Source organism: Serratia bockelmannii, assembly GCF_051803255.1.
Classification (GTDB): Bacteria; Pseudomonadota; Gammaproteobacteria; order Enterobacterales; family Enterobacteriaceae; genus Serratia; species Serratia bockelmannii.
Map to the genome: position 1 here is coordinate 3,275,944 of NZ_CP196512.1, position 14,544 is coordinate 3,290,487.

Below are 14,544 nucleotides of genomic sequence, written 5' to 3' on the forward strand. Positions count from 1 at the left end.
AAGGCGAAGAATGATGAATTATGTGGCGAAGCAGGTCAAAATCGGTTTTTCGGGTGTGCAGGTTCTCCACGGTGTGGATTTCAGCGTAAAGCCTGGCGAGATCCACGGCCTCTTTGGCCATAATGGGGCGGGTAAATCAACGCTACTGAAAATCCTGGCGGGCGTTAACACGCAGGATAGTGGAGAGCTGATGATCGGCGAAACGCCGGTGCACCTTGCTTCGCCACGGGATGCACTCAACAAAGGTATTGCTTGTGTGTATCAGGAACTCCGTCTCATTCCCGGCATGAGCGTCTGGCAAAACCTTTTTCTCGGACGTGAATGTCGTAAAGGCAGTGGCTTTATAGATGATGCAAGTATGATCGCGCATACCGAGAAAGTACTAAATGATTACCATCTGAGTTTCAGCGCTACCGCGCTGGTCAAAAATCTGTCACATCCTGAAAAGCAGATGCTGGAAGTGGTTTCTAACCTTGATCGCGACGCCCGTTTTCTTTTCCTCGATGAACCGACGACCGCGCTGGAAGGTGCGCAGGCAGAAGAACTGCTGCAGGCAGTACAACGTATCGCACGCGAAAAGCAGATTGGCGTAGTGCTGGTCTCTCATAAATTAGACGAAGTGTTGGGTGTTTGTGATGAAGCAACCGTCATGTGCGGCGGCCGAGTGATTTATAACGAAGGCAAAAAGACGCTGAGCAAAAGCGCCATCATTGACGCTATTGTGGGCGATGCAAATGCTTATCAGGCGCCGTCTAACAGCCGTAGTCTGATCCGCGGCGCGATGGGCAAACCCTGGCTCTCGGTCACAAACCTGCAGACTGATCGCCTGAAAGGCATCAACCTTGAGGCATATCGCGGGGAAATTTTGGGTATATACGGGCTGGCCGGCGCAGGCCGAACGCGCTTGTGCCAGACGCTGTTTGGGTTGGAAACCGTTACCGGTGGTGACATCCGGCTGGGTCACAAAGAATACCATCCTTCTTCACCGGCAAAAGCCATTGATAAGGGGATTGCTTACCTGACAGAAGAACGTAAAAAAGATGGCTTCATTCCTCAGATGTCGAGTTATGCCAACGCCATGCTGCCGGTTCTGAAAAAATTCCGTTCTGGCGGATTTGTCAGTCACAGCGCGGCAAGGCAGGCCGCCGCTGAGTTGCTGAGCAAGATGAATACGCTGGGAACGCTGAGCGGACCGATTAAATCGCTTTCCGGCGGCAATCAGCAAAAAGTTCTGCTCGCCAGGGTCATTGCGCAAAACGCCAATCTGGTATTGCTGGATGAGCCGACCAAAGGCGTCGACATTGGGGCAAAAGCGGATATTTATCGCATCATCCATCAGTTGGCAGATAAAGGCTGCTGCGTCATCGTGGTATCGAGTGAGGAAGAGGAATTGCTGGACGTGGCAGATACCATTACGGTGTTCCGACAGGGTAAATGCGATGGTGTGATCATTCCTGCACGCGACCTTAAACCCGCAGATCTTCGCAAAGCCGCATGGGAGCATGCTGAAGCCCAGGCTTAGGGCACTCATTCCGAACAGAACGCATCCAACGGCCAGCTAAGCTGGCCGTTTTTGTTTCAGCATTTGATTAACGTTATAGCTGCCCTCCTGCAGAAGACCCAAACAAATTGCATCAAGTGAGTTACCCCGCATACAGGCTCTGAGCGCTGGCGCAAAATGAGTGGAAAAATTGTGCAATCTGTCATTGGCATATTTGCAACAGGGCAGATATTAAGTTGTGCAAAGTGGCTATACGGCATAGCGCAGAAGGGGCAAGAGAAATGGCAGACTTTTACATCTCGGGTATACGCAGAGACAATGCAGGGCAACACATTCAGTACGTTAAAATCATCAAAGCCGGTAATGGGGGGAAGGACGCATCAATTAACTCGCATCAGTTTGTCGCTGAGTTGATAAATGCCGGTAAGACAAGCTTTCAAACAATTACCTACGTGAATGACAAGTGGGTTTATGGGGCAATGGTTCATGTTATTGATGGGATTTACCTCACGACCGATCCTAATGATACCAAACGCGATAACCTGGGTAATTTGCCCACTTTTTAATGATGTGATGTTATAAGCGAATGAGCGCTTCTGGCGAAGCGCTCAGAGTCATTACTCAAAATCAGCGTGTCGTTTAAACATGGTTTCACTGGTTTCACGCAGTTGGTCCATGAGTTCCAGCACGATGGCATCGTAGGTGATAAAGCAGAGTTGCTCGAAAGAGGAACCCATTGGCTGCGAAAACTGGCCAAGAGTGCGATCGTTTTCAGTTTTGACCGTTCCCGGTAATACCAGCACGCAGTTGGCCAACTGGCCAATCGCAGAGTCTTTCTTCATGGTGACCAGCGCCACGTCGACACCACACTCAACGGCTTTCTGCGCAAGGCTCTTGAGACTGCCTGTTTCGCCACTGCCTGAACCAATAATTAACAAATCACCCGCTTTCGTATGAGGTGATGAAATTTCCCCGACTACGCTGACCGAGAAGCCTAAATGCAATAAACGGTTAGCGAACGCGCGGATGGCAATACCGCTGCGCCCTGCACCTTGCAGGAAAATATGCTTCGCATTACGGATCTGCCCGATAAAATGCTGCGCCTGATCATTGTCGATATTGAGCGCGTTTTGTTCTAGTTCCCTGAGAATACTGACAGTATTTTCTTGAACACCCATTTTCTTTTCCTCCGGTCAGGCAATTGTACGGCCACCATCCATGAGGATCGTCTGTCCCTGGATGTAAGAATTTGACTTATCAGCAAGGAAAATGGCCAGGTTTGCGACATCATCAATTGTGCCCAGACGACGGACCGGAATTTTCTCCAGGACTGCGTCTAAATCTGCCTGCGTCGGGTAATTAACACGCATCATTTCGCCGGTGTCGATAAGACGCGGCGCGATAGCGTTGACGTTAACACCTTTTGGACCCAACTCCTTTGCCAGACCACGAATAAGGCCTTCACCCCCCGCTTTACTGGCCGGATAGCTCACCCCCCCGCCAGTACCTGACAGCGCAGAACCGGAGGAGATGTAAACGATTGAACCCTGGTTAGTTAAGAAGTCATCGTAGAAGGCTTTGACCGTATTGAATAAACCCGTCAGGTTGATTGAGAGTGTTTTGTTCCACTCGTCAAAAGTAATGTCTTTGACTTTATTGGCAAAAGCGACACCTGCGTTCAAAACCAGAATGTCGATACGGCCATAAGCCTCGATAACTTTTTTGCGCACTTCAGCCAGTGCCTGCGGATCAGAGACGTCAGTTTTGACAAAGAGCGATTTAACATTGCCAAAGGTTAGTTCTTCCGCAGTTTTGATGCCATTAGCCTCGTTATAATCGACAATGACAGTATGCGCACCGCGTTCGGCGAATTGTTTTGCAATTCCTTTACCAATCCCATGCGCACCACCGGTAATTAGCGCAACTTTACCTTCAAAATGACTCATCGGTTGTTCTCCTGAATCTTTGTACTTAACGTGAGAGAAATCCCCCACGTCTGCGGTCTACATAATGATTACGCGCTCAATTAAGAGCGCGTGAATGTATGTTGGATACTTAATGCATGACAGACTTTAATGCCTGATAGCTTGCTTTAGGGTTGTCATTAAATAACGCGCCACCGACAACAATTAAATCAGCACCCGCCTCCTGTACTTTTTCCGCTATTTCCAGATTAACGCCACCGTCGACTTCAATTTGAATGTGTCGGCCAGCAATCATTTCTCTGGTTTTCCTGATTTTCTCGAGGCTTTTCTCGATGAAAGTCTGCCCGGGTTGCCCCGGGTTAATGGTCATAATCAGGATGTAATCAATATCGTCCAACAAATATTCCAGAACACTTTCAGGCGTACCCGGATTGATGACCACACCGGCTTTTCGCCCGGCCTTTTTTATTTTCTGTAAAATAAAATGCACATGCGGCGTTGATTCATAATGCACTGAGATCATTTCTGCGCCAGTATTGATAACATCATCAATATGTCTTTCAGGATTAGCCAGCATCATGTGTACGTCGAAAGTCATTTTGCTGGCTTTTTTCATTGCAGAAATTTGATTCGGCCCAAAGGCAATATTATTTACGAAGGTTCCATCCATTAAATCAACATGCAATATTTCAGTGTTCTCTTCTTCTAAAAAACGGAGCTCATCTTGCAGACTTAAGATATTCGCGCCAAAAATTGATGGTAAAATCTGTGCCATGGTAAGCAAACCTCATTTTTAAAATCAATGGAATACAGTGCTCAACCAATACGTCAATACTTCCCACGGGCCAGTCAGTACAAAGTCAGTACCCTGCCCCTGCAAGCCGACGCCTGCGCCATGCAGGAATTGGGTTGCACCCGGAGCCACATACCCTCCTAAATACATCACGACAATACTGAACAGTAAGGTTGAAATAATTGAGCGGATGACGTTTCCGTTGCTGGCCATTACGGTCATGGTTGTCATATAGATGATTGACATCAGAACGCCGATGGGGAAAATCATGATCCCCGGTAAAATCAGTGCGCAAAGCATGGTCAACGGAATGGTGATAACGGTGACGGTGATGGTCGCTGGGTCGCCCAGTGCCAGGGCACAATCCATACCGATGTTCAGTTCGGCGTCTTTACCCATCTGCTTTTGCATAATCTCTTTGGCACTTTTCCCAATTGGAGACAGTCCTTCCATCAGGACACCCACCACTTTAGGCAGGAGCACCATTACCGCAGCCACCCCCATTGCCATCGGGACAATAGTGGTCACAGGCTGTTTCGTCAGCAGTCCAAGCAGACAACCTACAATGACACCGATGATAGCGGGTTCACCAAACACACCCAGACGTTTCTGTACGCTCTCCAAATCAACGTCGAGCTTGTTCAGGCCGGGGATCAGGTCGATAATTTTATTGACCAGCAGTGCAAAAGGTAATGTCCAGCCTATATGGATCATGGTGGTACAGGTCGTCCCTTCCAGGCCATAATATTTCTGCCAACGGGGAGCAATTAAATCGCCAATAAACAGAGCGATAACGCTAAGTGCGACTGCCACGCCAAAACCGATAAAGAAGCTGTCAAACACGAAATAGGCCAGCGCGCCGGGAACCAGGAAGTGCATATAATTCCAGATATCAACGTTCAGCGTTTTGGTTAATTTAAGCCGAACAAGTAGCAAATTAAGAATAATACCCACTGGAACAACTAAAGCGGCAAAGGGTGCCACCCATGCGGCCGCGCCCACCGCAGGCCATCCGATATCAGCCACAGTGAATCCGCTTCCCAGTTTTGAATAGTAGGCAATTGCCGGCTGCAGGGATGTACTCAACAGATTAACAACCAAACCTAAACCAATAAAACCGATACCCACGGTGATACCAGACTTAATGGCAGCACCGACTTTCATGCGGAAAACCAAACCCAAAATGAAGATGACAAGTGGTAGGATTGCCGTTGCCCCCATGCTTGTTATCGTTAGCATTATGTTTTTTAACATGTCCATCTTGTCATCCCCTGTGTTTTCTTATTAGTTTTTAGCCAGCTCTGTTAATAAATCCCCTAGTTTTTTTCGTAACACAGCTTCATTAATCCCGGTGATAAACCCGGCCACACTCATATGCGGTTTTCCGATATCACCTTTGTAGTTATTCGTGGTTAAAATCACATCAGCATTCTGTAATTCAGAAGGAAGTTCTGACATGCTGCATTTATTTATTTTGAACTGAGTAATGCCATATTCTGTACACACGGATTTCACTTCATCAGCAGCGATAGTTGACGTTGCGACACCGCTCCCGCAGGCTACGAGGATATTAATCATCATTATGCTCCTGAACTCTTATTGCATGACGGTGGAAATAAAAAGTGCCTGCGCTTTCTCGGAAGGAAGCTCAAGTAAATTTTGATAAAAGTCTTCCATTTGAAGATTACTAAAAAGGGCCTTCAGCAGTTGCAACTGATTAGCCGGATCGGTAACGACCAAATTGATAATGAGTTTGACCCACAATTTATCGTCGCCATCAGCCTGATCAACCTGAACCGGTTCAGGTAAGCGAATAATATAAATCGACGGGCTGTTGGCCTGGTTGCTGTCGCAATGTGGGATCGCCACAGAATAACCATCAAGCAAAATACCGGTTGGATACATGGCTTCGCGTTCGCGCAGTGCTGCCAGATAGGTCTTTTTCACTATCCCTTCTGAATACAGCTTTTCATGGATGTGCTGCAGCACCTCATCGTAATTTTTGAATGCTGCACCATCTGCAACATTAATAGCGACTGTACTCACCTTTTCACCTCGCTTTTTTGCTCATTAGAGCAAACACAATCGATCACATGAGCAGTTATAGCATGCCAATTTTCCGCGCAAACAGAAAACATGCAAAAGTTATAAGCTGATCACAAAATAAATGCATAAGTGCACGCAAATAATTGCTCATATGAGCAACATCGAGTAATTCATCTTTTAGATCAATCAAGTCAACCGGAGAGGGGAAGTAAAATTTTTATTATAAATCAGACGGATAATAGATTTTTTGAAGGATTATATATGCGAACTGACCTATGTCAGAGGATTTGGCCATGCTCTGATCTAAGTCATGAGGGTTTACTGAATGACTGATAGCAGTGCCTAATGCATGCCTGAGAGGAAGGTGATCAAGGGCGCGGGCTACGCCCCTGTTGCTGATGTTCCGGGATCTATTTCAATCAGGAATTGACAAGCTTCACCGCAGTATCGAAGTCAGTGATTAACACATCTAAAAGGCCTGACTTGAGGGAAGCGACGATGCCTTCATACTTCTGTTCTCCCCCCGCCACACCAATCACGGTTTTCGTGTTACGCAATTGTTCGGTTGAAATACCAAACCCAAGACGGCTCATCGGGCTATCAAGGATCTCGCCTTTACTGTTAACGAGAGTAATGCAGACATCCGCAGCGATATCTTTCTCAAACAGATTTTTTTGCCACGACTCGGGAAAAATATCACACAAACTGGATGAGCCCGTTTTCCAGGCGCCAATACCGGTGATGACAACATCCAGCTGAGAATAATATTGTTGGGTATCCACCACAGCCGGATCACTGGCCAGTTTTTGGGCCAGGCTTTCATCATCCACCCACATCGGCACATACATAGGATGAGCCTTGCCCTGAGAGATAGTCGACAGTCTGTGGATAAGGTCGATCGGACCCTGGCTAAATTCAATGCCGGGATGAACGCCAGATAGCTGAACAACATCTAATGCCGGCAAGCTGGTGAGTTGACTCACTGTGCTGGATAAAACGCGTCCCCAGGCAATACCAACCTTCATTCCCTCAGCGAGATTATTGTTGAGATAACTTGCAGTGATACCCCCCAGCTTCTCATTCAGTTCTTCCTGATTGGACCAGGATTCTGACACGGAAAGCACGATTGCCTTCTGCAGACCATACTTTCCGCAGAGATTAAGTGCGATCTCTTCGTCAAGCAGTTGCTGCTTTGGAAAGAGAAACTTCACATACTCTTCCTTTATTGCCTCATCGATAAGACGCGCCGCTTTAAATCTCGAAATCTCGAGTTCTTCAGCAATCTCAGTTTTGGTCTTCATCTCAACAAAGTAACGTCGGACGACGAGAGAATAGATATAGCGGGGATCGTAACCTGACCAGCGGCTGTTTTTTATACGTTTAGGCATAGAGCATTCCATCTTCATCCAAAGACAATATCAGCTGAGTTAAACTGTTACCCCTGCAATTTACTCATAAGAGTACACTTTTACCTGCTCTTTTGACATGAGCAAATGAGTCTTATCTTTTGGCGGTGTGATAGCTGACACATCTGATGATAATGGGTGAAGAGAGCAGAGTTTTTTAGACGGTGGCAAGGCTTTACATTATGTGCTCTCAATCAGTGACGCTGTGGCCTGTGATTTCTGTTTTTTGGCGTGAAACGGGTTACATTGCTCATGTGTTCCTCGCAGATAAAAATGCCCATCTGGTGTGGCCTGAGTTCCACCGGGACAACCATTCATCCCAGATTTTCCGTTTTTTCCATTAAGACCAGCCCCACCGTTTTGATTACCGATTACCACGGATCCCCCTTTTCCTCCAGTTCCGCCTTTCCCGCCTTCACCTCCCTGACAGGCAAACGCTATAACGGAAAATCCCGTTAAAAAAAGATAAGAAAACAATTGAGCTCTGTTCATGTCTTTTCTCCAGGTTGCATCGGGTTTCGTTAGTTAGGGTAGCTGATTTACATTTCAATCCGTTCACTTTGCGCTGCGCCATTCTAAAGCAGTACAAAACACATAGCGAAAAGATCTGATAGCCACATAAGCACAAGATAAAAATAGGATTTTAAGGGGTGTACTCATAAAATCCCCACATCCATGTGTGAATTTACCCATTTCGCAGCCAGTGACTCAGAAACTATTTACACGCTATAAGATTGGCCATCTGTTCCTGGTCCGGCAGACCGACGATCTGTTGAAGCATGTTGGCGTGGTTAAGATAATAAATTGCTGGCGTACCGCTTGCCCCCACATCTTCCATCAATTTCTGGTTGTATTGGATCTGCGAGAAAATCGGCTGCGGCGTTTTCTCCAAAAGTGCAGGCTTGTTTTTGCCACCCGACAACTCGAAATCCTGCCAGACCTTCGCGGGGTTTTCAGAAGACAATATCGCAGCCGCGTAACGGCCACTGTCGGGCTGCATGACACCCACTAACTGCGTTTTCAAAGCGATTTTATTGTCCTTAATATAGGGCTGCACTTCCTGTCTGAATTTTGTACAGTAAGGACAAAAAGGATCGGCAAACACGACAATCTGACAATTTGCATTATTGCTGCCTTCCGTGATACCGGCAGCTTTGGACAGTGTTTTCCACATCTCGCGGCCAGCAGGGATGTAAATCTCCTCTTTTATGACCTGTTCGCTGAGGTTACTTCCATTCTCATCGTACATATAACCTGATATGGCATGTTTTTTATCGGGGGTCAGATAAATTGTCACCCCCGTTCCCTGATATTTTCCCAACCAGCCCTGAACCCCACCGGGAGCCGTGAAGGGTTTGATTATTTCTATACCTTGTTTTTCCAACTGCTTGATCGGTGCGGGAAGCGCTGCGGGCGTTGCTGCCTGAACCTGCGAGCCGATAAGTGCAGCAGATAACGCGAGGATGTATTTGTTCATTCTTATCTCAATATAATACGTACTCATTACGGGCCGTTGTTTAACAAACCTCCAGCCCTCCCGTCACGTGCTAAATGGCACTACTCACCATTATCTCATCGTGACAAATTCTTCTGCCGCAGTTGGGTGAATTGCCACGGTATTGTCGAAGTCTCTCTTCGTTGCTCCCATTTTCAGCGCAACAGCAAAGCCTTGCAGTATTTCATCCATGCCTAAACCGATACCGTGGATACCGACGATTTTCTCTTCCAACCCCACACATACCAGCTTCATGCGGGATGGCTGGCGATGACGCGTCACGCCGGTGTACATGGCGGTAAAAGATGACTGATAAACTTTCACCTGATCATCACCATATTCCTCACGCGCCTGGGGTTCAGTCAGGCCAACGGTACCTATTGTTGGGTGGCTAAAGACGACTGTGGGGATATTGTTGTAATCCAGATACTCATCCGGCTTGTTGTTAAACAAGCGTTCTGAAAGGCGACGGCCCGCAGCAACAGCTGCCGGTGTTAACTCAACCGCACCGGTATTATCACCCACCGCGTAAACACCCGGCACGTTGGTATTCTGATATTTATCAACTTTGACGTACCCTTTTTCATCGAGTTCAACACCCGCCATCTCAACGTTCAACTTGTCATTGGCTGGCTCACGGCCAATCGCCCAGATCAAACAGTCAACCGTTTGTTCACGACCATCTTCCAGCTTCAGTGTCAGGCTGCCGTCCTGGTTTTTGACCACTGCAGTGGGGATCGCTTGGGTGTGCAACGTTGGGCCTTCGACGTTCATGACTTCAACCAGTGTTTCTGTGAGCAACGGGTCAAAACTGCGCAAAGGCGCATGCTTACGTACGAACAAATGGGTTTTTGACCCCAATGCATTGAGAACACCTGCCAGTTCAACAGCAATGTAGCCTGCACCAACAACTGCAGTGCGCTCCGGTAGCGCCTCAAGCGCAAAAAAACCATCTGAATCAATTCCGTATTCCGCTCCCGGAATAGAGGAATGGCTAGGGCGACCACCGGTGGCTATCAATATATGGTCAGCGGTAATCGTTTCCCCGTTGACCTCCACCGTATGCGCGTCCACAAACCGGGCAAAACCTTTGATGACATCTACCTTGTTTTTACCTAACACATTTTCGTATGAAGTATGAATACGATCGATATAGGCACTGCGGTTTTTTAGCAAGTTAGCCCAGTCAAGGCGGTTTAATGTGGTATCGAAGCCATAGTCTGGGCCATAAAGATGAATGGCCTCTGCGATTTGCGCAGCGTGCCACATTATTTTTTTCGGTACACACCCCACATTGACGCAAGTCCCGCCCAACTCCCGCGCTTCAATCAAAGCGCATTTCTGCCCATACATCGCCGCACGGTTGATTGAGGCGATACCACCGCTACCACCACCAATCGCGATATAGTCATAGTGTTTCGTCATTTTGTTCTCCAGGCAGCATCGCTGCGGTCATCGTTCAGGTAGCATCGCCAGAACTCGCACTCAATGCCTTGCTTATGCGGTTGAGCCCCTCAGCAAGCATAGCGCGTGGACAAGCCAGATTAAGGCGGATGTGCCCGTCGCCGTTACTGACAAACATTTGCCCCCCTTCAAGCAATACACCCGCATGTCTGGCAAAAAAGAGGGTTACCTCTTCCTGATTACTGACATCTACCAAACGAGAGATATCAATCCAGGCAAGATAAGTCCCTTCCGGAATGATAAAACGGGCCAGCGGATGATATGTCCCCAGGTAGTCCTGCAGAAAACGGAAGTTCTCGTCAATGTAGTGCCTGACCTGAGTCAACCACTCATCGCACTCGGACCAGGCGGCCTTGTTAGCCACCAGGCTCAGCGGAGAGATAAAATCATCATGCAGGCGAAGCCATTCGGCTCTCACTGAGGCATCAGGGATCATGATGTTTGCAAGCAGGTTACCCGCCAGGTTGAACGTTTTGCTGGTCGACATGCAGGTGATAATTTTATGATTTTCAGGAAAAATTGACGCGGCGGGGATATGCGTGACACCCGAGCGGGATAAATCACAGTGGATTTCATCAGAAATAACCCACACATCATGTTTAAGGCATAACGCTATCATTTTCTGCAACTCATCACGTCGCCAAACTCGCCCGGTGGGATTATGCGGGTTACAGAGAAAGAAGGCTTTAATTCGCTGCTGCTCATCGCTCAGGGCTTGTTCCATTGCCTCAAAATCTACCGCCCAGTGGCCTTCGTTATTTCTAAGCGGGCAATCGACGACGCGACGACCGCTATAGTCTCCGGCTTTTTTAAACGGTGCGTAAGAAGGGGTCAGGATGAGGATGCTGTCTTCTTCGTGGGTCAGTAACGGCACCAATCGGTTAAGCGCAGGGATAATACCAGGGGAGAAAACAATGCTTTCTTCCTGAAACCGATATCCGTAATTCCTTTCACACCAGGCCCCAAAAATCTCATAGTAATCCCTGTCATAAATGCGGGTGTAGCCAAGAATTTTTTTATCTAACCGGGAACGTATGGCTTCAAGCACCGGCTCGGGGGTGGAAAAAGCCATATCTGCTACCCAGAGGTTTATAAAACCATTGGCCGGTACTTCCGGCGCGGGGCCTTCATGGGCACCAAACATATATTCACGCCAGCCGTCGACGGTTAAGCTGTCTGTCCCTGCCCTGTCCACTGCTTCATCAAAATCGTATTTCATAGAGGTTACCCGATTAGTTTATCCAAAGAGGTCACAGCGTCACTGATTTTGCTAACGATTAGATATTCCTTTGCTTTAAAACCTAAAAAACCATTTGCAGAGTGATCAAGTCATGACTGGCACGTTGATATCAGTGCCGTATTTTCTGCCCCGGTGCCTTGATCACCAACATAATGCCCGCAAGGACTGCCAGCGTTGAAAATGCCATTCTGAGGCTCAGTGACTCGCCCAAAAATGTTACGCCTCCCAGCATCGCCAGACAGGGCACACTCAACTGAACCGTACTGGCTGCAACAGACTCAAGACGAGGTAAAAGTGAATACCACAGCACATAGGCTCCGGCAGAAGCACCCGCACCAGAGAGCACTGCCAGGAGAATTCCGATACCGTCGAAGTGCGCTCCCTGGCTAATGAACGGCGACAACACCAGGGCAAAAGGTACAGCAAGGATGAAATTTGCCGCAGTGGCCTGCGCTGCGCTGGGAGAGCGCTTTCCGCAGAGGGTATAAGCCGCCCAGGCAAGGCCTGAAAGCGCCATCAGAACAGCGCTGCCCAAGGGGGGCGTTTTGGCACCAGGTAAGAGAAGAGCAGCCATGCCGGCTACAGCCAGCCCAAGCCCCGTTGCTCTGGAAAAAGACAGCCTTTCCCCATGGAAAAGGCCATGGGCCACCATCGCCAGTTGCACAACGCCAAACAAGAGCAAAGCACCTGTTCCTGTATCCAAATGGATATAGGCAAGGGAGAAACACAGGGCGTAGGCCATAAGAAAGAACCCGCTTTTCAAGCTCCAGACGCCCTGCTTTTTCCCCTCACGTCTCAACAACAGTGGTAATAAGACCACCGCCCCGCTCATCAGGCGAAGGTCACTGAACGTCACCGGGTCAATATGTTCGCCTTTCAACGCAATCCGACAGAGCACAGAATTGGCTGCGAATGCCATCATTGCTATCACTATCTTGAATCCAACAGACCGCCCCATCAGCGTGACGCCTCAAAATTAACAAATTACGTGATAATCTATCAATTAGTAGGTAGGATGGCAATATCTACTTATGGCAGCCAGACACTAAAATGGTACGCCTTTTCAGGTCATGCATGGAGAATTGGCCTTTATCATTGCCAGATTTATGTGAAGCCTTAGCCCCCGTTACTAACAAAGGAGAACATATGCAAGATTTCAACGTACTGCTCGAAGCAGCATCAGATTATAACGAATTTGTTGGCAGCGGAGCAGAAGAAGACCGCAATGCATTACGGCATTTTGAGGGGCTTGCCAACGAGGCATTACCTGACGATGTCATTAGTAAGCTCTCGCAACTTCCGGGTTCGTACAGCATTCTGGTAGCTGCTGAAATGTGGTGCCCCGACTGCCATAAAAACTTGCCTGTAATCCATGCCATTGCCGCGTCAGCGCCGGCAATACGTCTGGGTATTATCACCCGCGACAAGGCTGAAGCCGTCTTTAAGGCACACTTTGGTGTCGATAAAGTCAAAATTCCGTTTGCCGTGGTACTGGATGAGAACGCGACTCCGCTGGGGCAGTTTATTGAACGACCTGAAAATGCTACCGGCAACAATGGAGAAGTGAGCGAGAGGTACAAAAACGGTGAGCTTCTGGTCGATACCGCCCGCGAAGTGACTTCAATTTTTCCAGGAAAATAAGAGAGCGTTAAAGTTAAATTAATTGAATCTCAACTTGAAGGTAATAAACCTGGAAGTTGAGCAATGCCAGGGAAATAATAAAAATAAACCATAGCAACAATGCCCTTAGCCCTGCATCTAAGCAGGGCTTTTTTCGCGTAAAGAAAGCATGCTACGCAGTTTTGTATGTGCAATCAAAATGCTACACCCGTTTATTCAGTGGCCAACGACAGCACCAGCAGCTTCGCGAAGCTTTACACGCCCTCTAAATGTAAGCAGAACTCCAGGCAACGATAATCCCGGCAACATATTCCGCATCCTGAGGATGCGTCAGAAGATGATCTGCTTCACCCAGTGAGATAAAGCTTTTGGGGTGTCTGGCGGCTTTAAAAATTTTCTCTGCCTGTTCAATCAGCACGGTATCATCATTGGGAGCATGAAAAATCAGCAGCGGCTTATTCATGGTAAATACCTTCTCCGCTATTTTATGCTCCTGAATGTTATCCAGCATTTGCTTTTTGAGCGTGAATACCCGGCCTGCAAGCTCTACCGGGAAAGCGCCATGGTTCCTGATATCTTCGATATTGTCTTTGAACAACCGCTGTACATGCGTCAATTCGCCTGGCGAACCTATGGTTACGACCGCTCTGGCTTCAGGCACTTTGGCTGCAATAGAGAGGATTGCCGAACCGCCAAGGCTGTGACCAATCAGCAGCGAAGGAGCCTCGTATTCCCGACGAAGATAATCGACCGCGCACAGCAGGTCAGAAATATTCGAGGAAAAATTGGTATTGGAAAAATCGCCTTCGCTGTTGCCTAACCCGGTGAAATCAAAGCGAAGCACCGCAATTGAATTTTCTGTCAGTTTCCTGGCAATGCGTGCAGCACCTTTCAGATCCTTCCCGCAGGTAAAGCAGTGCGCCAACAGGGCAAAGGCTTTTGGATTTTCTGGCAATTCAAGCAACCCGGCAAGTTCCTCACCTTCTGCATTTTTGAAGGTAAATTTCAATTTTTTCATTATGTTAACTTTAAGAATGGTTGAATTACAAGCAAG

General features: G+C 47.9%; 16 protein-coding genes. 3 read left to right on the forward strand and 13 right to left on the reverse strand.

The features are described from left to right. The first annotated feature begins 13 nt into the window (after positions 1-13). Together ACSJLU_RS15590 and ACSJLU_RS15595 are read left to right on the forward strand one after the other, a co-directional pair. Positions 14-1,522, forward strand: a complete 1,509-nt coding sequence (locus ACSJLU_RS15590) for a sugar ABC transporter ATP-binding protein (protein WP_020439335.1) — start codon at positions 14-16, stop codon at positions 1,520-1,522. A 260-nt stretch (positions 1,523-1,782) separates the two neighbouring features. Further along, positions 1,783-2,067: a DUF3892 domain-containing protein gene (locus ACSJLU_RS15595; RefSeq protein WP_203260268.1), complete on the forward strand. Its 285-nt coding sequence runs from the start codon at positions 1,783-1,785 to the stop codon at positions 2,065-2,067. Between the two features lie 51 nt (positions 2,068-2,118). Here the strand turns inward: ACSJLU_RS15595 and hxlB are convergent, their stop codons facing one another. From hxlB to ACSJLU_RS15655, 12 genes are all read right to left on the reverse strand, one after another. Next, positions 2,119-2,679 carry a 6-phospho-3-hexuloisomerase gene (hxlB, locus tag ACSJLU_RS15600; RefSeq protein ID WP_088883833.1) on the reverse strand — a complete coding sequence of 187 codons (561 nt, stop codon included), beginning with the start codon at positions 2,677-2,679 and terminating at the stop codon, positions 2,119-2,121. Between the two features lie 15 nt (positions 2,680-2,694). Then, on the reverse strand, positions 2,695-3,447 hold the full coding sequence (locus ACSJLU_RS15605) for an SDR family NAD(P)-dependent oxidoreductase (RefSeq protein ID WP_203260267.1): 753 nt from the start codon (positions 3,445-3,447) through the stop codon (positions 2,695-2,697). A gap of 109 nt (positions 3,448-3,556) precedes the next feature. Continuing rightward, the gene (gene rpe / locus ACSJLU_RS15610) at positions 3,557-4,201 is read right to left on the reverse strand and encodes a ribulose-phosphate 3-epimerase (RefSeq protein WP_049089944.1); all 645 of its coding nucleotides are present in this window, start codon (positions 4,199-4,201) and stop codon (positions 3,557-3,559) included. Between the two features lie 24 nt (positions 4,202-4,225). Continuing rightward, positions 4,226-5,479: a PTS transporter subunit IIC gene (locus ACSJLU_RS15615; RefSeq protein WP_020439340.1), complete on the reverse strand. Its 1,254-nt coding sequence runs from the start codon at positions 5,477-5,479 to the stop codon at positions 4,226-4,228. Positions 5,480-5,503: 24 nt separating this feature from the next. Further along, positions 5,504-5,797, reverse strand: a complete 294-nt coding sequence (locus ACSJLU_RS15620) for a PTS sugar transporter subunit IIB (RefSeq protein ID WP_024359913.1) — start codon at positions 5,795-5,797, stop codon at positions 5,504-5,506. 18 nt (positions 5,798-5,815) lie between these two features. Then, the gene (gatA, locus tag ACSJLU_RS15625) at positions 5,816-6,265 is read right to left on the reverse strand and encodes a PTS galactitol transporter subunit IIA (protein WP_047611334.1); all 450 of its coding nucleotides are present in this window, start codon (positions 6,263-6,265) and stop codon (positions 5,816-5,818) included. Positions 6,266-6,684: 419 nt separating this feature from the next. Continuing rightward, the gene (locus ACSJLU_RS15630) at positions 6,685-7,653 is read right to left on the reverse strand and encodes a sugar-binding transcriptional regulator (protein WP_015697025.1); all 969 of its coding nucleotides are present in this window, start codon (positions 7,651-7,653) and stop codon (positions 6,685-6,687) included. A 198-nt stretch (positions 7,654-7,851) separates the two neighbouring features. After that, a complete protein-coding gene (locus tag ACSJLU_RS15635) occupies positions 7,852-8,163 on the reverse strand; it encodes a hypothetical protein (protein ID WP_072351805.1) in 312 nt (103 codons plus the stop codon). Positions 8,164-8,386: 223 nt separating this feature from the next. Continuing rightward, entirely contained in the window at positions 8,387-9,148 is a 762-nt protein-coding gene (gene dsbG / locus ACSJLU_RS15640) for a thiol:disulfide interchange protein DsbG (protein WP_126124819.1), read from the reverse strand. A gap of 90 nt (positions 9,149-9,238) precedes the next feature. Further along, complete coding sequence (gene gorA, locus ACSJLU_RS15645; protein WP_107759116.1) at positions 9,239-10,591, reverse strand: glutathione-disulfide reductase; 1,353 nt, start codon at positions 10,589-10,591, stop codon at positions 9,239-9,241. A 34-nt stretch (positions 10,592-10,625) separates the two neighbouring features. After that, entirely contained in the window at positions 10,626-11,849 is a 1,224-nt protein-coding gene (locus ACSJLU_RS15650; RefSeq protein ID WP_049112349.1) for a MalY/PatB family protein, read from the reverse strand. 130 nt (positions 11,850-11,979) lie between these two features. Continuing rightward, entirely contained in the window at positions 11,980-12,828 is an 849-nt protein-coding gene (locus ACSJLU_RS15655; protein ID WP_049112351.1) for a DMT family transporter, read from the reverse strand. A 188-nt stretch (positions 12,829-13,016) separates the two neighbouring features. Here ACSJLU_RS15655 and ACSJLU_RS15660 point away from each other — a divergent pair, with 188 nt between their 5' ends. Beyond that, a complete protein-coding gene (locus ACSJLU_RS15660; RefSeq protein WP_024359916.1) occupies positions 13,017-13,511 on the forward strand; it encodes a thioredoxin family protein in 495 nt (164 codons plus the stop codon). Between the two features lie 244 nt (positions 13,512-13,755). On the opposite strand, the gene ACSJLU_RS15665 is transcribed toward ACSJLU_RS15660, so the two are convergent. Beyond that, positions 13,756-14,508, reverse strand: a complete 753-nt coding sequence (locus ACSJLU_RS15665; protein WP_007374395.1) for an alpha/beta hydrolase family protein — start codon at positions 14,506-14,508, stop codon at positions 13,756-13,758. Positions 14,509-14,544: the final 36 nt, after the last annotated feature.

Excerpts from the sequence above, each read along its gene's own strand:
- ACSJLU_RS15620 (WP_024359913.1), bottom strand. The coding sequence starts at position 5,797 with ATGATTAATATCCTCGTAGCCTGCGGGAGCGGTGTCGCAACGTCAACT.
- ACSJLU_RS15595 (WP_203260268.1), top strand. The coding sequence starts at position 1,783 with ATGGCAGACTTTTACATCTCGGGTATACGCAGAGACAATGCAGGGCAA.
- ACSJLU_RS15665 (WP_007374395.1), bottom strand. The coding sequence starts at position 14,508 with ATGAAAAAATTGAAATTTACCTTCAAAAATGCAGAAGGTGAGGAACTT.
- gorA (WP_107759116.1), bottom strand. The coding sequence starts at position 10,591 with ATGACGAAACACTATGACTATATCGCGATTGGTGGTGGTAGCGGTGGT.
- ACSJLU_RS15650 (WP_049112349.1), bottom strand. The coding sequence starts at position 11,849 with ATGAAATACGATTTTGATGAAGCAGTGGACAGGGCAGGGACAGACAGC.
- ACSJLU_RS15605 (WP_203260267.1), bottom strand. The coding sequence starts at position 3,447 with ATGAGTCATTTTGAAGGTAAAGTTGCGCTAATTACCGGTGGTGCGCAT.
- ACSJLU_RS15630 (WP_015697025.1), bottom strand. The coding sequence starts at position 7,653 with ATGCCTAAACGTATAAAAAACAGCCGCTGGTCAGGTTACGATCCCCGC.
- ACSJLU_RS15615 (WP_020439340.1), bottom strand. The coding sequence starts at position 5,479 with ATGGACATGTTAAAAAACATAATGCTAACGATAACAAGCATGGGGGCA.
- ACSJLU_RS15655 (WP_049112351.1), bottom strand. The coding sequence starts at position 12,828 with ATGGGGCGGTCTGTTGGATTCAAGATAGTGATAGCAATGATGGCATTC.
- rpe (WP_049089944.1), bottom strand. The coding sequence starts at position 4,201 with ATGGCACAGATTTTACCATCAATTTTTGGCGCGAATATCTTAAGTCTG.
- dsbG (WP_126124819.1), bottom strand. The coding sequence starts at position 9,148 with ATGAACAAATACATCCTCGCGTTATCTGCTGCACTTATCGGCTCGCAG.
- ACSJLU_RS15590 (WP_020439335.1), top strand. The coding sequence starts at position 14 with ATGAATTATGTGGCGAAGCAGGTCAAAATCGGTTTTTCGGGTGTGCAG.
- ACSJLU_RS15635 (WP_072351805.1), bottom strand. The coding sequence starts at position 8,163 with ATGAACAGAGCTCAATTGTTTTCTTATCTTTTTTTAACGGGATTTTCC.
- ACSJLU_RS15660 (WP_024359916.1), top strand. The coding sequence starts at position 13,017 with ATGCAAGATTTCAACGTACTGCTCGAAGCAGCATCAGATTATAACGAA.
- hxlB (WP_088883833.1), bottom strand. The coding sequence starts at position 2,679 with ATGGGTGTTCAAGAAAATACTGTCAGTATTCTCAGGGAACTAGAACAA.